The following is a 20,094-nucleotide window of genomic DNA, read 5'->3' as shown; positions in this document are numbered from 1 at the left end:
GGTTGCTTTACTGGCTAACGCAAAACACTAGTCACTGACTGCTCATTTCTAAAACGGCTGTAGTCTTCGGCTAATAATTGGTGTTGATATCGAGTGTAAGACAACGCTTCATTAGAAATTAGTATCTGATGCTCTTTTTCGATTAACTGACTTTGTAGCCTTTCAATCTGTTCATTCTGCTGTGTGTAATTGAGGTACAGTGCGAATAGACCAAAAACCGAAACCATTAACAGGGCGATTAGAATATTATTGATAGTTTTCACTTGAATACTCATGACCTCTCCTTGTCTATTATTAGACTTTCCATGATGAAAGAGAGCGTCTACGGACCAAGAGCCCAAGGCTCTAAAACGCAACGAAGCAAATTGAGGTTGTTTTTCCAATTATAGGCGATAGGAGAAAAAATAAGAAAAATCTGAAAAAATTTGAATATCCTGCTGAGTTAAGAATCGGTAAGGTGGTAGCAGCGAGCTATCATCCACTCGCTGCAATACATTAACTCTGAAATGCAGGTCTAGCTAAAATTTGGTTATACCATCGAGCAATGTTTGGCGACGTCGATAGCACATCAATTTCTAGGCCTTTAATTGCGAAACTGATCAAAATAAAGCCTGTTATATCGACGATAGTAAAATGGTCTACGGCGATAAAATAATTATGTTCAAGCCGCTTGTCTAAGACAGGCAGAAATTCATAGACGCGTTGTTTTGATTCTTCGCCCCATGCTTCAACGCAACGTTCTCTGTCTCCATAAACTCCGGTCATGTTTCGAAACGCCTGAAATGCCGCATTTAGTCCTTGGAACTCCACCACACGATGCCACATTTCCACCTGAGCACGTTCAAGCTGGTTAGCACCAAACAGCGCCAGATCATTTTCAAACGCTTCATCTAGGTAGCGACAAATCGCAACGCTTTCACAGATCGTCGTACCATCATCCAATTCCAGCAGAGGCACTTTGCCGTTCACGCTTTTCGATTTAAACGGTTCAGATAGGTTATCGCCCTCACGAACGTTCAGCGCAATTCGCTCAACCTCGCCACCGATTTCCTTTAGAAAAATGCTAACTCGCTTACAACTTGGAGTCATTGCGGTTTCATAGAGCTTCATTTCACATCCTTTTATCTTTTTCTAACCGATTGGTTAGGATATACTGTAGCCAGTTTATAAACGATCAGTCAAGAACTTCACTATCAAAAATTTTCAAACAGTTGTGGGTCTGTTTGCTGAGCGAGATTTTTGATGCCGTTTGTGAGTTCACATGAATTTGGAGGCTGATACCCAAGAATAGATGGGTATTCATCATATTGGTTCAGTTCGAACGCTAGAGGTTCTCTGTACCATCCCTCCAAAGCAATTTAATTACCCGATAAGCAGACCCAGGCAGGTAATTTATGGCAAGAAAAGCCAACTTCGACCGAGATGAAAAGCTTCTCGTGGCTATGGATGTGTTTTGGCGCAAGGGCTTTGCGAACACGTCGATCTCGGATCTCACCGACGAGTTAAACATCAACCGCTTCAGTCTTTACAACACCTATGGTGACAAGCAACAGCTCTACTACGAAGCGCTCGATACTTACTTAAAAAAGGTCTCGCTACCGTCACTGAATGATTTGGAAAAAGACGATGCGTCTTTACCTGAGTTGGAATCGTTCCTTAAATCTTTTGCTGAGCTGCAACGCAAACGCAACTGTGGGTGTTTTATCCAAAATGCGTTGATTGAGCACGCTGGTGAAGACGATGATGTACTGCGTAAAGGGCATTTTTTGTTTGACCATCTTATCGACATCATTGCGGATGCGCTGACCAATGCACAAAAAGAAACCTTAGTGCCGAAAACGCTGAAACCAGAAGAGCTTGCTCGTTTTGTTCTCAACAACATGCAAGGCATGCGCGTGCTTGGCAAAGCCAAACGTTATGCCGACTTGGATACCGCGCTTTCCTGCTTACTGGTTTTGATTAGGAAATAACATGTCGATTGAAGTGATAGCAGTACGCCTTACCAAAGGCATGGACTTAAAGCTGAGCCTAGCGAAATTGGTCGAGCAGCATGGTATCAAAGCAGGCTCGATTGCCTCATGCGTTGGCTGTGTCTCTGACCTCAACCTTCGTTTGGCAGGTGCAGAGAGTACGTTAACCAAACAAGAGCCATTTGAAATCGTCTCGGTGATGGGGACACTAACGCCTGAGCATCAGCACGTTCATATCTCAGTGTCTGATCGTGAAGGACAAGTCTGGGGTGGGCATTTGCAGGAAGGCACAGTGATTGATACTACCGCAGAATTGATCATCCATTCTTACTCAGAGCTTGAGTTCACTAGGGCGATGGACGACTCGACTGGCTATACCGAACTACAAGTGAATCCTTCCAAATAGTAAAAAGCTCCAGAGCCATACTGTACTGTCTCTGGAGCTTTATTCGCATGTCTCTCACGCGAAGAATTCACTCATATCGAGCAAGCTAACTTCGGAGATCATTCTTCGACTAAATAACAAACCTGATTATCGTCAACCGTTACTTGCCACGTTTTTAGACAGTGCGCTTCGTCTTCCAAACACTGCCCGCTCTTTAAACTGAAATGCTGTTTGTACAGTGGTGATGCAACACACATCTCACCATCAATATCACCGACAATCCCTCGACTCATCACATAAGCCTTACCAATTGGGTCCCAATCTTGAACGGCGTAAACACCGCTATCAGGAATGTAGAATAGCGCGACATGCTCGCCTTCAATCAACACCGTGGCACCGATGAACGGCATTAGGTCATCAAGCTGACACAATTTCACTTTGGTTAAAGCTGCCATTTACACCTCCTGTTTCACTGGAATACGCTGACCGCGCACACGTTGGTACGGTAAGACTTTACTGCCCGACGTGCTGTTCAAGAAAGGACGGAAGCGTTGCAGTTTCTGAGGGTTATCCAACGTACTCTTCCACTCACATTGATAAGTATCTACGACTCGCGCCATTTGTTCATCCAAAGAATCACAGAGATTCAGAGAGTCATCCAAAATCACTTGTTTAAGGTAATCTAGGCCCCCTTCCATGTTCTCCATCCACACTGACGTGCGCTGCAAGCGATCAGCGGTGCTGACGTAGAACATCAAGACTCGGTCGATCATGGTGATCAACTCTGATTTGGATAAGTCGGATGCAAATAAATCAGCGTGTCTTGGTCTCATGCCGCCATTACCGCAAACGTATAGATTCCAGCCGTTTTCGGTGGCGATCACCCCAATGTCTTTACTTTGCGCTTCTGCACACTCGCGAGTACAGCCCGATACGGCAAACTTAAGCTTATGGGGCGCTCGCAATCCTTTGTAGCGGTTCTCTAACTCAATAGCTAATCCGACCGAGTCATCAACACCATAGCGACACCAAGTAGAACCGACGCAAGATTTCACGGTGCGGACCGATTTTCCGTAGGCGTGCCCTGTTTCAAAACCAGCATCAATTAAGGTTTGCCAGATTTCAGGAAGCTGTTCTAACTGCGCACCAAATAAATCCACGCGCTGACCGCCAGTGATCTTGGTGTACAAATCATATTGCTGAGCAACTTCGCCTAGCACGATGAGTTTGTCTGGTGTAATTTCGCCGCCCGGAACACGAGGCACAATCGAGTAAGAGCCATCTTTTTGCAGGTTTGCCATAAAGGCATCGTTAGAATCTTGCAGAGATTGATGCTGTGGTTCCATGATGTGTTCATTCCACAAAGAAGCAAACACAGATGCTGCTGTCGGCTTACAGATATCACACCCATGCCCTTTGCCATGCAGTGCAATTAAGGTGTCGAAGTCTTTGATTTGTTCCACTTGGCAAATATGGAACATCTCTTGGCGACTTAACTCAAAGTGCGCACAAAGGTGGTTGTTGACCTCTACCCCCATAGCTGCCAGTTGAGTATCCAATACCGACTTGACCATATTGTTACAGCCACCACAGCCAGTACCGGCTTTGGTGTTGGCTTTAAGGTCCGTCAGGTTGGTGGTGCCAGCTTGTATCTCGGCAACTAAGTCACCTTTTGTGACGTTGTGACAAGAACAGATAATGGCGCTGTCTGGCATCTCTCCATCAAGCATTCCGGTATCAAACAGCAGGTTCGCCGCGTGATCTGGCAGGACCGTTTTGTTCAAATAACACTGCAAAAGCGCATCGTAGTCACTGTTGTCACCGACGAGAATCGCACCAAGTAATTGGGTACCACTCGCATCAACCACCAACTTTTTGTAGATGCCTGCAACCGCATCTTGCAAGACCATTTCTTGTGCGCCTTCGGTTTGCATTTGTGCATCGCCGATAGACGCCACATCCACCCCAAGCAGCTTGAGTTTGGTGCTCATGTCTGCACCTTTAAAACCTTCGCTTGGCATTCCAGTCAGGACATCGGCAGTGGTTCTCGCCATGGTGCAACCGGGTGCGACTAAACCAAATATCTTCTGCTCCCAAAGGGCACATTCGCCAATCGCATAAATGTTCTCATCGCTGGTTTGGCATTGGTTGTTAATCACAATGCCGCCTCGCTCGCCTATTTCTAGCTCAGCCAGCCTTGCCAACTCATCTTGAGGACGAATGCCTGCGGAGAAGACAATCACATCCACTTCGAGAGGATCTTTGTCTTTAAACACCATACGATGCTTAGCCGTTTCACCATCGCAGATTCGTTCCGTACCCGTTGAGGTGTGAACGGTTAGCCCTAGCGCTTCAATCTTCTCTTTTAGCACTAAGCCAGCACCATCGTCTAACTGCACGGGCATCAGGCGAGGCGCAAATTCAATAACGTGAGTTTCTAACCCCAATAGTTTAAGTGCGTTTGCCGCTTCTAAACCCAACAAGCCGCCGCCAATCACTGCGCCCGTTCTTGCGCCTTCACATGCTTTTTTGATTTGTGAAAGGTCATCAAGCGTGCGGTAGACAAACACGTTGTCGCGGTCTTTACCTTCAATTGGCGGCACAAATGGGTACGAGCCGGTCGCGAGCACGAGTTGGTCGTAACCCAGCACATCTTCACCATCAAGTAGAATGCGCTTTTGCTCTCTGTCGATGCCTGTTACTTGGCTGCCAAGTACGAGTTGGATGCCATGCATGTCATACCATTCTTGGTTACTCAGCATCAAATCATCATGAGACTTACCCGCAAACAAAGAAGACAACTGTACACGGTCATACGCGATAAAACGCTCTGCACCAATCACGGTAATTCTGTGCTCCAAATGCGCGTTTTTCTGCACTAATTGCTCGACGAGATGTTGCCCGACCATACCGTTGCCTACCACAACGATGTGGCTTAATGCGTTCTTTACTGGAATCGTTAAAGGACTGTTCATCGCTGCCTCCTTATGCCGTTTGCGCTGCGGTTTTGGGTTTGTCTTCTTTCGAAGCAGGAATCTCGACTTTGGATTGCTTCTCGTAAAGGAACTTCAGCACGGCTTGTCGACACTTCTGATACTGCGCATCATCCGCCAGTGCGACACGCTCGCGAGGACGCGGTAGATTCACTTCCAACACTTCACCAATGGTCGCTGCCGGTCCGTTGGTCATCATCACGATTTTGTCGGATAGCAACACCGCTTCATCCACGTCGTGAGTAATCATGATCACGGTGTTGTTTAGCTCGGCTTGAATCTTCATCAGTGCATCCTGTAAGTGCGCACGAGTTAACGCATCCAACGCACCAAATGGCTCATCCATCAATAAAACCTTTGGTTGAAGTGCCAGTGCTCTCGCAATGCCGACTCGCTGCTTCATACCACCCGAGATTTCATCCGGCTTTTTGTGCGCGGCATGCTGCATTTGAATCAACTCCAAGTAGTGATTCACTTGTTCCTGAATCCACGCTTTGCCCTTTTTACCGGCAATTTGTTTTAATGCGAGCTCAACGTTTTGATATACGGTGAGCCAAGGTAATAATGAATGGTTTTGAAACACCACTGCGCGGTCAGGTCCCGGTCCAGCAACTTCTCGTCCATCGACGATTACGCCGCCGTCTGTTGGCATGTGCAGACCCGCGACTAAGTTCAATACCGTTGATTTACCACAGCCAGAGTGACCAATCAGCGATACAAACTCGCCCTTATTGATTTGTAAATCGACGTTCTTAAGCGCGATGAACTCGCCATCTGGCGTTGGGAATCGCATCCCTAAACGCGTTAGATCTAATAATGCTTTTTCCATGATCGTTTCCCTTATCTCAACGCTTGTTGTTTATTCCAAGACAGCCACTTTTGAAGTTGCAGCATGCCTCTATCGAGCATCAAACCGATAAAACCAATAGTGATGACTGCCACCATGATGCGACCCAATGATGCCGAACTGCCGTTTTGGAACTCGTCCCAAACGAACTTGCCTAACCCTGGGTTTTGCGCGAGCATTTCTGCTGCAATCAATACCATCCAAGCGATACCTAAAGAGAGACGTAAACCGGTGAAGATCATTGGAATGGCAGAAGGTAATACGATGGTGCGGATGTGCTGCCACCACGAAAGTTGAAGCACTTTACTCACGTTGATTAAGTCTTTATCAACGCTCGTTACACCCACTGCGGTATTAATCAGCGTCGGCCATAAGCTACATAGCGCTACTGTGATCAGAGAGTTAATGAACGACTTAGCAAACATCGGGTCATCACTCACATAAGTGGCACTTACAACCATAGTAACGATAGGCAGCCAAGCTAAAGGTGAAACAGGCTTAAGCAATTGAATGATTGGGTTGAACGCTTGATACAGCCCTTGATTAAGACCAAGCACGATGCCAAGCGGAATCGCGATAACCGTCGCCAGCAAAAAGCCCGCAGTTACGGTCACTAAGCTTGTTATGATTTGGTCGAAAAACGTCGGTTTACCTGTGTAGGGGCGAATCTTCACTTCCGCGTCCGGATTCTTGGCTAACTTCGCAGCATTGCGTTTTTCCTGACGCTCGATAAAAGCTTGTTCCTTTTCTCGTTCTTGCCAATGGTCATCGACAAGGTTGCTGAACTGCTGAAAAGTTTGCACAGGTCCCGGTAGCGTACCTAATGAAGTTTGCACTTCTCTCGCTGCTAAGTGCCACATTGCCAAAAAGATCAGCAAGCCAATGACGGGCAAAAGCACCAACCGACTTCGGTTCACTACCTGCTTAGCAGGAAAAAGGGAAATGACATTACTAGACATACTCACTCCTAAGAAATTTACATCCTTGTTATTGCGGGCAGACTCACCTGCCCGCTGTATTTTTTGTAGGACTGCTCATCCTAAACTTTGTCTTTTCCTTTTAGCCCGATAGAGAACTTCTCTAAATATTTATTTGGCTCGCGACCGTCATAAACGATGTTGTCGATAAAGTGTGTTTGTGGCGCGCGAAAACCATCTTCAGCGCTGAAGTCTGGGAAGTCTTTTTTGCTCAACACACCATCTTCAATTAGCGCTTGAGCTGCTTGTTGGTAGATATCTGGACGGTAAACCTCTTTTGCCACATCCATGTACCAATCATCGGATTTCTCGCTTGAGATTTGTCCCCAGCGACGCATTTGGGTCAGGTACCAAATCGCATCGCTGTAATACGGATAAGTGGCGTTATGACGGAAGAACACATTGAAGTCTGGCACGTCTCGTTTGTCGCCTTTCTCGTATTCAAATGTGCCGGTCATTGAGTTAGCGATAACTTCGGCATCGGCTCCAACATATTCGCTTTTTGATAGCATCTTCACAGCTTCTTGGCGGTTGGCATTGTCGTTTTCATCCAACCAATGTGCCGCTCGAATCAAGGCTTTCACTACGCGAATGTGCGTGTTTGGATATTTCTCAGCCCAAGCTTTGGAAACACCAAACACTTTCTCTGGGTTGTTCTTCCAGATCTCGTAATCGGTCACGACTGGCGTACCAATACCTTTGAATACGGCTTGTTGGTTCCATGGTTCACCTACGCAGTACCCTTTGATCGTGCCCGCTTCCATTGTGGCTGGCATTTGTGGTGGCGGTGTAACACTCAAAAGAACATCAGCATCCAGCTGGCCACTGTTATCGCCTGAGTCTGGTGCGTAAAAGCCTGGATGAATCCCCCCTGCCGCTAACCAGTATCGCAACTCATAGTTGTGCGTCGATACAGGAAACACCATGCCCATGTTGAACGGTTTGCCTTTATCCAGATAGCTGTCGACCACAGGCTTCAGCGCATCCGCTTTGATTGGGTGAACTGGTTTGCCATCTGGTTGTTTTGGAATGTACTGCTTCATCTGTTCCCAAGTATCATTGGAAACCGTGATTGCGTTGCCGTTCAAATCCATACTGAACGCGGTAATTACTTCTGCTTTTGTGCCAACACCAATCGTTGCGCCCAATGGCTGACCAGCAAGCATGTGCGCGCCAGCAAGCTCACCATCGATGACTCGGTCTAAAAGCACCTTCCAGTTTGCTTGTGCTTCTAAAGTGACGTACAAGCCTTCGTCTTCAAAAAAGCCTTTCTCATAAGCAACCGCCAGCGGTGCCATATCGGTTAACTTAATAAAACCAAACTTCAGGTCTTCAATTTCTGGTTCACCCAACTCTGCCTTTACGCTGACCGTGGTGAATACCGATAACGAAATTGCTGACACTTTCAGCATCGAACTCCATTTCATTGGTTTGCTCCCATAAAAAAAGCGCCACTACTCCGAAGAGCAGTAGCGCCGTTGCTAAGTCTACAATTACCGCCGTTGATAATTGAGATAAGCGATTCAACAATAAACCCAATTCTTCTAATTCAATTACTGTGCCAACTTATTTTTCACTGTAAATATAATGAATTAGTTTATTCTACCGTTTCTAATTCCCTGTTATTGCTTGCTGATAGTGCAACACGCACCACGTTAGAAAACGCACCTTAACCCCAAAGTGGTAGAAAACTAATCAAGCACTTCCAAAGTAGTTATCAAATTCTTGGCAACTTGTGCGAGCGTTTGGCTGGATTGCATGGCTGAATTTCTAAGCGCTTTATAAGCCTGTTCTTCATCAACGCTGTGCATCTTCATCAGCAGACCTTTGGCTTTTTCCACCAGCTTGCGCTCTTCAATCTTGTGGGTCAGCGATTCAATTTCCGATTGCATACTTTCGAATTTCGCTCTCACTAATGTCGCATGTTCAATCCAAGGTTGAAGTGCAAATTCACTATCGTGCGGCATGAGTACATAGTCCATTTTTTCTGATAACCGATTGATATCATTGGATGATAATTGCTTTAAGACGATAAGAAGTGGTGCCGATTTTCTGCGGCAGAAATCGACGATCAAACGCAGTTCCGCGGTTGGTTGCTGCCATCCAACCACAACGCTTGCCGACGGTTCTCGTTGCATTAACGTTTCTAGTTGTGCCAATTGGCAGCCGATGATGTTGTCGTAATCTTTGCTCAATAAGCCGGACAATCGAGCCTGCTCTTGGAGGCTATCACAGCATACTATGATGGGTGTTTTTGACGTTGATTGAGTCATGCACATTCCTTGTTTATATCTCACTCACTAAGAGAGACATAACAAAGAATGTGCCAACTAAAGTAGAAGCCTTTTAACTAGAGGCGAGATGTTCTTTGAAGAAGCCGAGTGTACGTTCCCAAGCGAGCGCCGCTTCTTCCGGTGCGTAGCGTGCTGTTGAGTCGTTATGGAAGCCGTGGTTGACGTTCTCATACATTAACGCTTGATACTGTGCGTCGGTTGCGATCAATTGCTGCTCATAAGCAGGCCATGTGTCGTTAACACGCTTATCGAGCCCTGCAAAGTGAATCATCAATGGCCCTTTGACTTGCTTTTGGATCTCTTGCGCAGCAGGTGTTCCATAGAAAGGCACACCTGCATCGAGATCTTCTGGCATTACCGCGGCAAGCATGTTGACAATGTATCCACCGAAGCAGAATCCAACCGCGCCCAATTTACCGTTGCCACCCTCGTATTGCTTAAGGAAGTTAGCGGCTGCAATAAAGTCTTGTTCGATCTTGGCCCTGTCCATCTCTTTCTGCATTGCGCGACCTTCATCGTCGTTCCCCGGATAGCCGCCGAGTGGATAAAGTGCGTCTGGAGCGAAAGCAATAAAGCCATCTTTTGCAAGTCGTCTTGCGACATCTTTGATATAAGGGTTCAGACCTCGGTTTTCATGAATCACCAACACGGTCGGCGATTTTAAGGTCTTCTTCTGTGGCATCACCAAATAACCACGCCCTTCTCCATGCCCATTTGGAGATGGAAAGGTTTCGTAAGTTGCTTTGATGTCAGGATCGTTAAATGAAACTTGTTCTGCGAGTGCGTAATTCGGGGTTAACGCATCGACCAGTGCTGTCATGCTAAAGCCAAGCACCGCAAGGCCACCCAGCCTGTTAAGAAACTCACGGCGCGTGATTTTTCCGTGGGCGTATTCGTCGTACCAATCGAAGGCTTCTTGCGGGATCGGATGAGAAGCCTTTTCACTAGGAGTGGTATGCTTTAGAACCATTATCCATGTCCTCTGTGTCTTACCATATGGGAATTTCTCATTCTCAAAAGCGCAGCGAGAAACGAACGCGATTGAGGCTAAAACTGCGGTTTCACCACTCTGATACGGAGCAAGGTGGTGAAACACATCATTGGCGAGCTAGGATCTTTTACCTTCTTCAAACAATAGATAATGGATTCAGATTCAACAACTTTGCGTCGTTGGTTTTACATTAATTGACAATAGTTCGTTATTGCTGGCCGCAATAGGCTTGCCAGTAAGAGAAGGCGCGTTCGAATGCTTTTTCTCTGTCGTGCATTTGTGCAAACAAGACCACTGTCATCGTAGCGAGAACCGTATTCGCCATTTGGTTCATGTCATCTTCTGACGTCCCAAACGGGCAGTTCGCAGGCATTGGCACCTCAGACAGCATTTGCTCCGTCCAGTAGTGCGATGTCACGCCGCTTGTTTGGCTTAACCATACGGTTTGACTTACTTTCGGGTTGTATTCTGACTCACCAGATTGTCCTTTGAATGACACAACGGCATGAGCGGTTTGACCAATCTCGTATTCGACTTCAGCATGAAGTTGTTGGAATCCCGGATGGAAGCTACCACGAATACCAACCGTCGCCTGCCCCGGATTCAATGCTCGAACCACGGTATTAATCGGCGTTCTAAGCCCATAACGATTCTTCCAACCGATCATGATTTCTGCTTGGGGTGCAAACGAACTCAGCGGCAGATACACAATGTTTTGTGTTTCTAACACACGCTTTGCGTCTTCTGCTGATTCCGCTTTGTTGATAGAAAACTTATCGAGGTAATCTTCGGCATGCAAACGACCAGATTGACGGTCGTGATAGCCGTGCATCAGCACTTTATGACCATTATCGGCGAGGATCTTGGCTGCCAACAGGTGCCAAGGCTGCCCTGCCGCTTCACGTTTGCCTGCATAACATGGCCAGTCAATATCTGCACCAATAGCTGGCATGCGGGATTGGAATGCTTTCACAAAGCCAGCGATTTCTTGTTGAGTCTCGTTCTGTACGCGGATCAGCATCAACAGCATTGCCATCTGATCGTCGTCGCACTCACCGTTTAGGTATTCATCCATAACTCGAAACGCTTGGTCAAAGTTCAGTGGTTTTCTACCACGTTCGCCACGACCGACTGTTCTAATACATTCCAAAATGCTGCTCATATTCCCTCGTATTCCGTCACTGACTGTACGGTTTCTATTAGTTGTTCGCGCAGTTTGACAACTTCTCCCATCACAATCAATGCTGGGCTCACGCCTTTAAGTGTAATCGATAAATCATTGAGCTGATTGAGTTGTGTAACGTGCACTTGTTGTTGAGGGCTGCAACCATGAGTGATGATCGCGACTGGGAAATCTGCTCTCAAACCGGAGTTGATTAATCCCGTTTGTATTTGCAATGACTTTTCTAACCCCATATAGAAGACTAACGTTTGTCCGCTTTGCATCAGTTGACTCCATGCTTCAAATGCGCCTGTTACCACTTGCCCTGTCACAAAGGTAACGCTGCGAGCAACGCCACGATGAGTCAGCGGAATCAAGCTGTTTGCTGAACATCCAATCGCAGCAGTAATACCAGGGATGACTTCGTAAGCGATTGAGTGTTTGACGAGTGCTAACGCCTCTTCGCCTCCACGGCCAAATACAAAAGGATCTCCCCCTTTTAAGCGTACAACTCGCTTTCCTTGTTGAGCGAGCGATACCATCAAGTCACAAATTTCTTCCTGACCAATACTAGGTTGTCCGCATCTTTTGCCCACGTAAATCCAATCAGCTTGTGGCGAAGCCAACTCCAAAATATCTTTGTTAACCAAACGGTCGTACAGCAGAACCTCTGCCGACATAATCGCTTTCACTGCCTTCACCGTTAATAAGTCAGGATCGTGCGGCCCTGCTCCAACAATCGAGACAAAACCTTTGTGGCTCGCGTCTAGGTCTACTGAATGGTCTTTTAAAAGTTGGTTCAGTTTGCTTGCTTGATCATGCTTAGAAAAGCGAGACGAGCGTTCTTGTTTCTGACTCGCTTGTCCTTTCTTAAACCAAGACTTTTGATAAGGCGCTTCCATGTGCTTATCCTCTTTATGACTTACTTTATTTGAATCGCCAGACTTTGCTGGCTCGCTTGCTGTTTGCCCTTTTGATGCTGATGGCTGTCGACCATTTGTTTGATTTGAGAGACGCACGAGCCACAGTTAGTGCCGCATTTGAGTTTGTTTTGAAGTTGAGTCAGTGAAGTGCAGTCTTGCTTCTCCATCGCGTCATGTATTTGTTTATCAGTAACACGGAAACAACTACAAACCAGTTTGGCACTGCTTTGCGATTGAGTGATGGTAAGCAGTTGCGATAGCTCCATTGGCTTGCCAATCAAGCCGGTAAAGTTGGTGTAGTCGGTTTGAATCGGTTCACTAGACACCACTAAAACAGAACGAATGATACGAACGTCTCCAACAAGGTCGTAATCCACCGCTAGCCAACCCTGGGCAATATCTATCGTAATCCTGCGGCTCTTTTCCGTTCGACAAAAACTCTGCTTCTTTGGCCGTTTATCGTGTGCAAAGCGCCAGATGCCCAGATTACTTTCTGCTTGAAATGCGCTGTAGAGAAACTTGCCGGAATCAAACTGTGTACCGATGAACATACCGTAGGTTTTTACTGCTGTATCTTGCACTTCAACATAAGACGACTTAAATGCAGGCTGCCCAGAAATAGGGTCTTTTGCGCTGTTTACTATCGCGTTAACACCGCTTTCACCGCCATATCGACCCGCCCAGTGCATTGACATAAACAGCTCCTGAAAACCCAAACCTTCATCAATGGCAACTTTGGCATAAATACTGGTGTTTGAATTGGGCTGGAACAGCTTGGTGAGTTGTCCTGCTTTTAAGCGATTTTGAGTGGCAGAGAGTGTGTTCATGTACACGGTTGGTTCTAACTCAGAGGCGGCAAGGTGTGCGATATGACCTGTGCGCGTCATGGTATGCCATTGATCGCGTTGCCTGCCCGTATTGAGCCACCAGCCTTTTGTTCTTTCTAAACGCGTTGGAGATTCACTGGTCACGACAAAACGCGCTTTACCATCTGGGTGCGAATAGATTCCATCAGCAAAAGGACGCTCTCCTCCCCATTGTGTCGGCACCCACTCTTCGTATTCTTGCTCGGCTAAGTTGGCGTATTGAGAAAGATCTAGCTTCAATGGCGAATCTGCATTCATGCCTGTCATCGCGGCATATTCCCTGAATACCGCCCGCTCAGAAGTAAACGCAAAGCCATTTTGTGTCTTTTCCAATGCACACAGAGCTTGCCCAACTTGGCTTATCGCCCACCAATCTGATTTTGCTTCACCCGGAGGCATTTGAAACTGACGCTGCCTTGAAAGTCGACGCTCAGAGTTGGTCACCATGCCTTGTTTCTCCCCCCAGCCAGCAGCGGGTAGCAACAGGTCTGCGTAATGCGCGACATCCGAATCCGCTGTGATATCGGAAACAATCACAAACGGACAAATCTCGAGTGCACGTTTTACCAATTGGTTATCTGGCAAAGAGACAACCGGATTGGTTGCCATGATCCACAGAACTTTAATCTCACCACGCTCTACCGCCTCAAACAGCTCAACGGCTTTTAAACCGGGCTGAGTGGCAATCTCTGGTGAATCCCAAAACGCCTGTACTTGCTTGATAGACTCTGCGTCAAAAGCACGATGAACCGCTAATTGGTTTGCCAAACCACCCACTTCTCGGCCCCCCATCGCATTCGGCTGACCTGTAATAGAAAATGGCCCGCAACCTGACTTGGCAATTTTACCTGTCGCCAAGTGTGCATTAATAATGGCATTGCCTTTATCGACACCATTTTCGGCTTGGTTAACCCCTTGGCAAAACAGCGTGATTGCGGTTGGGCTTTGCGCAAACCATTGGAAGAATGTCGTGAGTTTTTCCTCTGAAATGCCAATGGAAGACGTTAGATTAGCGACACTGTAACGCAAATCAGAAACTTCTTCTCTAAGTGCATTAAATCCGTCGGTATAAGAATTTATGTATTCAGAATCAATCAATTGTTGTTCAATAAGAAACTTGAGCAGCCCATTGAAGAGTGACACATCACCATCGTTTTTAATCGGTAGATGCAAATCCGCTTGCTGTGCGGTGACCGTTTCACGCGGGTCAATGACCACCAGCTTGAGGTTAGGATTGTTTTCTCTCGCTTGTTGAATACGTCGGAATAAAACAGGGTGCGTCCAAGCGGTATTAGCACCGCAAATGATCAATAGCTCAGTCTTATCAATATCGTCGTAATTGACGGGAACGACATCTTCACCAAATGCTCGTACATGAGCCGCAACCGCCGAAGACATACACAAACGCGAGTTCGTATCGATGTTTGCGCTGCCAACATAGCCTTTCATGAGTTTGTTGGCGACGTAATAGTCTTCCGTTAACAACTGCCCTGACACGTACATCGCGACGGAATCCGGTCCAAACTCCGCTTTCGCTTGATGAATCTTTTCAGCAATCAGATCCGTGGCTTGTTGCCATTGCACCTCTTGCCCTTGAGGTCGTTGCTTGGTGATAAGCTTTGGATACAACAAGCGCGAAGGCATATTCAAACTCTCTGCCAGCGCGACACCCTTCACGCACAGTGATCCCGCATTTGCAGGATGACACGCATCCCCAACGATTCCTTTCGCATTGACCTCGACACCACATCCAACACCACAATAGGGACAAGTGGTTTTTTTGCATCCTTGCGACATAACACCTCCAGTGCGATTCAGCCCAACTTACTAGCAAAAAAAAGCCTCTCCCGAATCGAGAGAGGCAGCAATGCCTTTAACGCTGTTAGTACATTTTCAAAAAGTAATACCCTATACCGCTCTCGCCTGCTATTAAGAGCGGCGCATCGAGTTATCGATGAACGTTTATGTAAAGCAAGTGAGGTGCCAATATTAAAAACCTTTACTATACAACGGGTTATATTAAAACCAATTATAGCAACGTAATGCTACGCACTGATTGTGTGCAAATTTCGGTCATTATCGTGCAGTATTACTTTACTAATTCCATAACTAACCTGGATTCTTCGTCACCAAAATAATGCGCTTCTTCTTCTAACGTTTTAAAGCCAAGGGAGAGGTATAAAGACAATGCAGGTTGGTTCTTAGGATCGACAGTCAATTTCACGCTTGAGCCTAACGTCAACGACGCAATAACGTTTTCTAGGAGGGAACGCGCAATACCTTTACCTCTATGTTGAATATCGACGGCCAATGACATGATCCAATATTGATGTGCATTTGTGCTAGTCGTTAGCAATATATACCCTGCGACCTGCTCTCCCTCTTTTGCTACCAGTAAACTCTCTCCCCAACAATCAAAAGCTTGCCGAAAGAAAAATTGAGGATAGGCGTGTTCTCCAAATAAAGTATTTTCGAGCTTATATATGGCAAATAAGTCCTCTTTTTGCGCAGACAAGATGTCCATTCAATGACTCCTTCTTTAACATGAATGGCAGCAGTATACCTAAATCTCATCTAAATGACGGGACACAAACATCTCAATTAAGTGCTTAAGAAATGTAATATTCTTCCTGAAAATTAGGCCTAACTCACTTAGAACATACATCCGTGATTAAGTTTTAACCGCAAAATCAAAAACCACACAAGATGAAAATTTCAATACATACAACCATTAAACGCATTAAAATTAAGAACTTTATTCTGGTTTATTGAGAAATTCATAGTTGGATAATTTACAACCACCCCAAGTCCACAGCATTATTCACCAATCTTCGCATGTGATAATAAACACTAAAACCTTTACCATTTTCAGCATTATTATTTTTATAAAAGCGAGTTTTAAAGTGAAAGAATCTCGAAATGCCTTAAATCCTAGTGAAATAAACACAACCACAGCTTGGTCAAAACATGATACACATTGGGTTCTTAGCCTATTTGGAACAGCCGTTGGCGCAGGCATCCTGTTTCTGCCAATTAACCTTGGGATTGGAGGTTTTTGGCCTTTAGTCGCGATGGCAGTACTTGCTTTTCCAATGACCTATCTTGCGCACCGTGGCTTAGCTCGTTTTGTACTATCTTCTAAGATCAAAAACGCAGACTTCACTGATGTAGTGGAAGAGCACTTCGGCGCAAAAGCAGGCCGTTCTATTTCACTGCTGTATTTTCTTTCGATCTTCCCGATCCTGTTGATATATGGGGTTGGAATAACAAACACAGTAGATAGCTTCATGGTAAATCAGGCTGATATGGCTTCTTTACCTAGACCTTTGCTTTCTGGCGTACTAGTGTTTGCACTAATTGCTATTATGATGGCGGGTGAAAAAGTAATGCTACGGGCCTTTGCCATTATGGTGTTCCCACTTGTTGCCATTCTTGCCTTTCTATCATTTTACTTAATACCGAACTGGACCATGCCTGTCATGGATGTGCCAGAAGCGTCAGCTTTTGCTAGCACTATGTGGTTAGCAGTTCCTGTAGTGATTTTCTCGTTTAGTCACGCAGCTGCAATTTCAAGCTTTGCAAATGTACAACGTCGCCATTACGGTAAGCAGGCAGATGCCAAATCCGAAGTTATTCTTCGCCGCACTAGCATCATGCTGATTGCCTTTGTTCTTATTTTTGTATTTTCCTGTGTGCTAACACTGTCACCTGAACAATTGGCTCAAGCAAAAGAACAAAACGTATCCGTATTGTCTTACCTAGCGAACGCAACCGATAATCCATTTATTGCAACACTTGGTCCTTTAGTAGCGTTTGTTGCTATCACTTCATCTTTCCTTGGGCATTTTTTAGGTGCGCGTGAAAGCTTAAATGGTTTAATTAACAAGCATTTTAACCTATCTGAGAAGCGTGTTGATCGTATCAGCGTGGCAGCACTGTTCTTCTCAATCTGGGCGGCCGCGATCATGAACCCAAGTATTCTTGGTATGATGGAAGCATTGTCAGGGCCTGTTATTGCAATGATCTTATTTATTATGCCAATGTTAGCGGTGTATAAAATCGAGGCGATGAAACAATATCGAGGAAATGTCTCTACTTACTTTGTTCTAGCAGCAGGCATTGTGGCGGTAAGTGCATTGATTTTTAGCTTCTTCAGCTAATAACTAAAGACTAGCTTGGATTTTCAGGGGAATACCTTACACAAGGTTAAGGTGATTCCCTGAATTTTCTTACTCTTTAAAAGGTAATCATCGTTACCCTTGACTCTTAAATAAGAGCGAAAACACCCGCAATCATAAGTACTGAAGCGATGCAGGTACGGCCGATAATGCCGAAGTGCGAAGGTTGAATCATTTCATTATGCATAGTTAATCTCCTATTTATTATAAAAGCCATTTTTTATTGGCTTAGTAACACTATGTCTAATATCCAGTTTTTTAACAACCCATACAAACATTAAATATTTATGACAGAAACGTAATTTTTTACACTTCACCCTGATTTCGAGCGATGAATCCGCGGCTTAAACCACTAGATTGAGTCCACCGAATATGCTCACTTACCTTCCATCGTTACCCTACCTATGCCATCTTCCAATCATTACATAAGTTTTCAATAGATTTTTTTATAAATCATAATATTATAGAGATACTTCTCGTATCTCACTCCCAAAACACTTTGCCACTGGGAATCCATCCGCACTTAACCAACAAGAAATGGTAGACTTAACTGGTATTCGGTTAAGAGATCACATTTTATTAATACGCTCATGCACTTCTCAATTAAAACACTGGCTTGCGCACTTTGTACTGCACTTGGACTTTTCTTGCATCCCACCAACGTACTGGCGAGTACCGAAAAGCAAGCTTATCTGGAAGAACACATTTCAGCAGAAAGCAAGCCCATGTTAAAACTCTACTTTCGCTCGATGGGTAAGCCGCGATCAATTCAAAAAGATGAGTTAAATGCGCCACAGAATGCATCAGCGGAGTCTCTAGCTCTGTATTACTTTGCACGAAAGTACCTTAAGCGTTACGAAGGCGTTCCATTACCGAAAGATATGCCCGATTTAATCGAATTCGGTAAAAAGCACCATTTGGAATGGGTCGTCGCTGAAGCACAGCTCAATAAGGCAGTAACAATGATTGAACAAGACGATAACTGGAACGCAGAATTGTTACTCCATGACGTTGTTTCTACAGCCCGTGATCTTGGTTATCTAGCATTAGAAGGCCGTGCTTACCGCTGGTTAGGCAATCTAGAAGTATCTCGAAATCAACTACGCAGTGGCCTAAAATATTATCGCAATGCCTATGAGTTATTAGAAAAAACAGTATTTGAAATACAAGTCGCGATGACACTGAACAACATTGGGACGGTCTACATCGACGCATCAGATTGGGCTCGGGCCAAAAGTTACCTAACGCAAGCTCTCGACACTTACCTAGAGAGCGAATATCAATACGATAATAGCTTTTTTATGGGGGTTATCTACGCAAACCTTAGCATCGTTCACTCGAGCCTCGGAGATAACAAAAAAGCGGAATATTATTTCAATGAAGCCATTCGACTTTCAATGCAAACGGGGTCGGACACAGTCAAGCACCACTCTTTATCCAGCTTTTCACAAATGTTGAGCTCGGTAGGAAAAATTGATGATGCATTAATGGTCGCACAGCGTTGCGTAGACCTGCCCACTCCAAAAAATCTAGAAATGCTAAAAACGTCTTGTTACGAGGCATTTGCAGAGGCTTACCTCGCAAACAAACAATACGATAAAGCTATTACAACAGCGCTTAACGTTCTAGAACAAACCAAGTCAACCAGTGAATTAGAGCTGCGGCAACGTATTGATATGCTTTCGGTACTGGTAAACGCTCATCAAATTCTTAATGACTATGAAGCTGCTTTTCATTATTTAACCCAATTAAGAGAGCTAGAGGCTGAGTTTTCTCATCATATTCATGGTGAAGAGATGATTAACATTAAGTTTGATCTCGAAGCTAAGTTAGCCCAGAAAGAACTCAAATTGCTAGAAACAAAAAATGCGCTACAAGCGTCTGAACTGCGTTCGCAGCGCTATCGAGAAATGTTCTACTTTATCGCTATTACGGCAATTGGTGTCGTTGGTTTTCGTTACGTACTGCGCGTTAGACGTATTAATAAAGCACTTACTCAAGAAAATACTACCGATCCATTAACTCAACTGCATAACCGTCGCTATCTTCACATTTGGTTGGACAAAATGGCTCGTAGAAGCCCAGATAGAACATTTGCCTTAGCAGTTTTAGATGTTGATCATTTTAAAACCTTTAATGATCAATATGGACACGATATTGGCGATAAAATGCTGACTCATATTGCCACGCTATTTAATGAATCCACTCGCTCTGGTGACCTACTCATTCGTTGGGGTGGAGAAGAGTTTGTCCTATTATTCGAAGTACAGCGAGTTGAAGATTGCGCTAAGTTTTTGGAGCGATTGAGATATACTGTTGAAAACACGCCATTGGTGGTTGACTCTAAACCATTAAGCGCGACAATTTCCCTTGGAGCAGTGGACAAACTGTCGGCACAAATAATTAAACAAGAATGGGATCAGTGGTTTTTCTTGGCAGACCAAGCTTTGTATGATGCGAAGCAAGCTGGCAGAAACCAGTTCATCATTCACCCTACATCATAAAAAA

At 45.2% G+C, this 20,094-nt stretch carries 17 protein-coding genes; 4 read left to right on the top strand and 13 right to left on the bottom strand.

What is annotated here, in order from left to right; all coding sequences use genetic code 11:
- Nucleotides 1-14: 14 nt before the first annotated feature.
- Entirely contained in the window at nucleotides 15-275 is a 261-nt protein-coding gene (locus R7E51_RS14660; protein ID WP_017820228.1) for a hypothetical protein, read from the bottom strand.
- A gap of 220 nt (nucleotides 276-495) precedes the next feature.
- Entirely contained in the window at nucleotides 496-1,110 is a 615-nt protein-coding gene (locus tag R7E51_RS14655; protein WP_005387550.1) for a glutathione S-transferase family protein, read from the bottom strand.
- A 284-nt stretch (nucleotides 1,111-1,394) separates the two neighbouring features.
- On the opposite strand from R7E51_RS14655, the gene R7E51_RS14650 reads away from it, so the two are divergent.
- Nucleotides 1,395-1,970: a TetR/AcrR family transcriptional regulator gene (locus R7E51_RS14650; protein ID WP_005375904.1), complete on the top strand. Its 576-nt coding sequence runs from the start codon at nucleotides 1,395-1,397 to the stop codon at nucleotides 1,968-1,970.
- Between the two features lies 1 nt (nucleotide 1,971).
- Nucleotides 1,972-2,376 carry a PPC domain-containing DNA-binding protein gene (locus R7E51_RS14645; RefSeq protein ID WP_017820229.1) on the top strand — a complete coding sequence of 135 codons (405 nt, stop codon included), beginning with the start codon at nucleotides 1,972-1,974 and terminating at the stop codon, nucleotides 2,374-2,376.
- 98 nt (nucleotides 2,377-2,474) lie between these two features.
- On the opposite strand, the gene nirD is transcribed toward R7E51_RS14645, so the two are convergent.
- From nirD to R7E51_RS14590, 11 genes are all read right to left on the bottom strand, one after another.
- Nucleotides 2,475-2,810 (bottom strand): nitrite reductase small subunit NirD, encoded by a 336-nt coding sequence (gene nirD / locus R7E51_RS14640; protein WP_017820230.1) that lies wholly within the window; start codon nucleotides 2,808-2,810, stop codon nucleotides 2,475-2,477.
- Nucleotides 2,811-5,330 (bottom strand): nitrite reductase large subunit NirB, encoded by a 2,520-nt coding sequence (gene nirB, locus R7E51_RS14635; RefSeq protein ID WP_017820231.1) that lies wholly within the window; start codon nucleotides 5,328-5,330, stop codon nucleotides 2,811-2,813.
- A 10-nt stretch (nucleotides 5,331-5,340) separates the two neighbouring features.
- On the bottom strand, nucleotides 5,341-6,177 hold the full coding sequence (locus R7E51_RS14630) for an ABC transporter ATP-binding protein (RefSeq protein WP_017820232.1): 837 nt from the start codon (nucleotides 6,175-6,177) through the stop codon (nucleotides 5,341-5,343).
- Nucleotides 6,178-6,188: 11 nt separating this feature from the next.
- On the bottom strand, nucleotides 6,189-7,154 hold the full coding sequence (locus tag R7E51_RS14625) for an ABC transporter permease (RefSeq protein WP_005375889.1): 966 nt from the start codon (nucleotides 7,152-7,154) through the stop codon (nucleotides 6,189-6,191).
- A gap of 80 nt (nucleotides 7,155-7,234) precedes the next feature.
- Complete coding sequence (locus R7E51_RS14620) at nucleotides 7,235-8,599, bottom strand: CmpA/NrtA family ABC transporter substrate-binding protein (RefSeq protein WP_005375887.1); 1,365 nt, start codon at nucleotides 8,597-8,599, stop codon at nucleotides 7,235-7,237.
- A 264-nt stretch (nucleotides 8,600-8,863) separates the two neighbouring features.
- On the bottom strand, nucleotides 8,864-9,445 hold the full coding sequence (locus R7E51_RS14615; protein ID WP_012842515.1) for an ANTAR domain-containing response regulator: 582 nt from the start codon (nucleotides 9,443-9,445) through the stop codon (nucleotides 8,864-8,866).
- Between the two features lie 73 nt (nucleotides 9,446-9,518).
- Nucleotides 9,519-10,436, bottom strand: coding sequence for a dienelactone hydrolase family protein (locus tag R7E51_RS14610; protein WP_017820233.1), 918 nt, complete (start codon nucleotides 10,434-10,436; stop codon nucleotides 9,519-9,521).
- A 229-nt stretch (nucleotides 10,437-10,665) separates the two neighbouring features.
- A complete protein-coding gene (locus tag R7E51_RS14605; RefSeq protein ID WP_017820234.1) occupies nucleotides 10,666-11,619 on the bottom strand; it encodes a glycosyl transferase family protein in 954 nt (317 codons plus the stop codon).
- Nucleotides 11,616-12,521 (bottom strand): uroporphyrinogen-III C-methyltransferase, encoded by a 906-nt coding sequence (gene cobA, locus R7E51_RS14600; RefSeq protein WP_017820235.1) that lies wholly within the window; start codon nucleotides 12,519-12,521, stop codon nucleotides 11,616-11,618. Before cobA ends, R7E51_RS14605 begins: the two co-directional genes overlap by 4 nt.
- A gap of 20 nt (nucleotides 12,522-12,541) precedes the next feature.
- Nucleotides 12,542-15,205 (bottom strand): nitrate reductase, encoded by a 2,664-nt coding sequence (locus R7E51_RS14595; RefSeq protein WP_017820236.1) that lies wholly within the window; start codon nucleotides 15,203-15,205, stop codon nucleotides 12,542-12,544.
- Nucleotides 15,206-15,497: 292 nt separating this feature from the next.
- Nucleotides 15,498-15,932 carry a GNAT family N-acetyltransferase gene (locus tag R7E51_RS14590; RefSeq protein ID WP_017634213.1) on the bottom strand — a complete coding sequence of 145 codons (435 nt, stop codon included), beginning with the start codon at nucleotides 15,930-15,932 and terminating at the stop codon, nucleotides 15,498-15,500.
- Between the two features lie 379 nt (nucleotides 15,933-16,311).
- Between R7E51_RS14590 and R7E51_RS14585 the strand changes: the two genes are divergently transcribed.
- Complete coding sequence (locus R7E51_RS14585) at nucleotides 16,312-17,568, top strand: aromatic amino acid transport family protein (RefSeq protein WP_017820237.1); 1,257 nt, start codon at nucleotides 16,312-16,314, stop codon at nucleotides 17,566-17,568.
- 608 nt (nucleotides 17,569-18,176) lie between these two features.
- On the top strand, nucleotides 18,177-20,090 hold the full coding sequence (locus R7E51_RS14580) for a tetratricopeptide repeat-containing diguanylate cyclase (RefSeq protein ID WP_206957562.1): 1,914 nt from the start codon (nucleotides 18,177-18,179) through the stop codon (nucleotides 20,088-20,090).
- Nucleotides 20,091-20,094: the final 4 nt, after the last annotated feature.

The sequence above is a fragment of the Vibrio sp. Vb1166 genome (assembly GCF_033338695.1).
Lineage (GTDB): Bacteria > Pseudomonadota > Gammaproteobacteria > Enterobacterales > Vibrionaceae > Vibrio > Vibrio alginolyticus.
The sequence above is the reverse complement of the archived record's forward strand: the minus strand, read 5'-3'. Positions and strand labels throughout refer to the sequence as shown.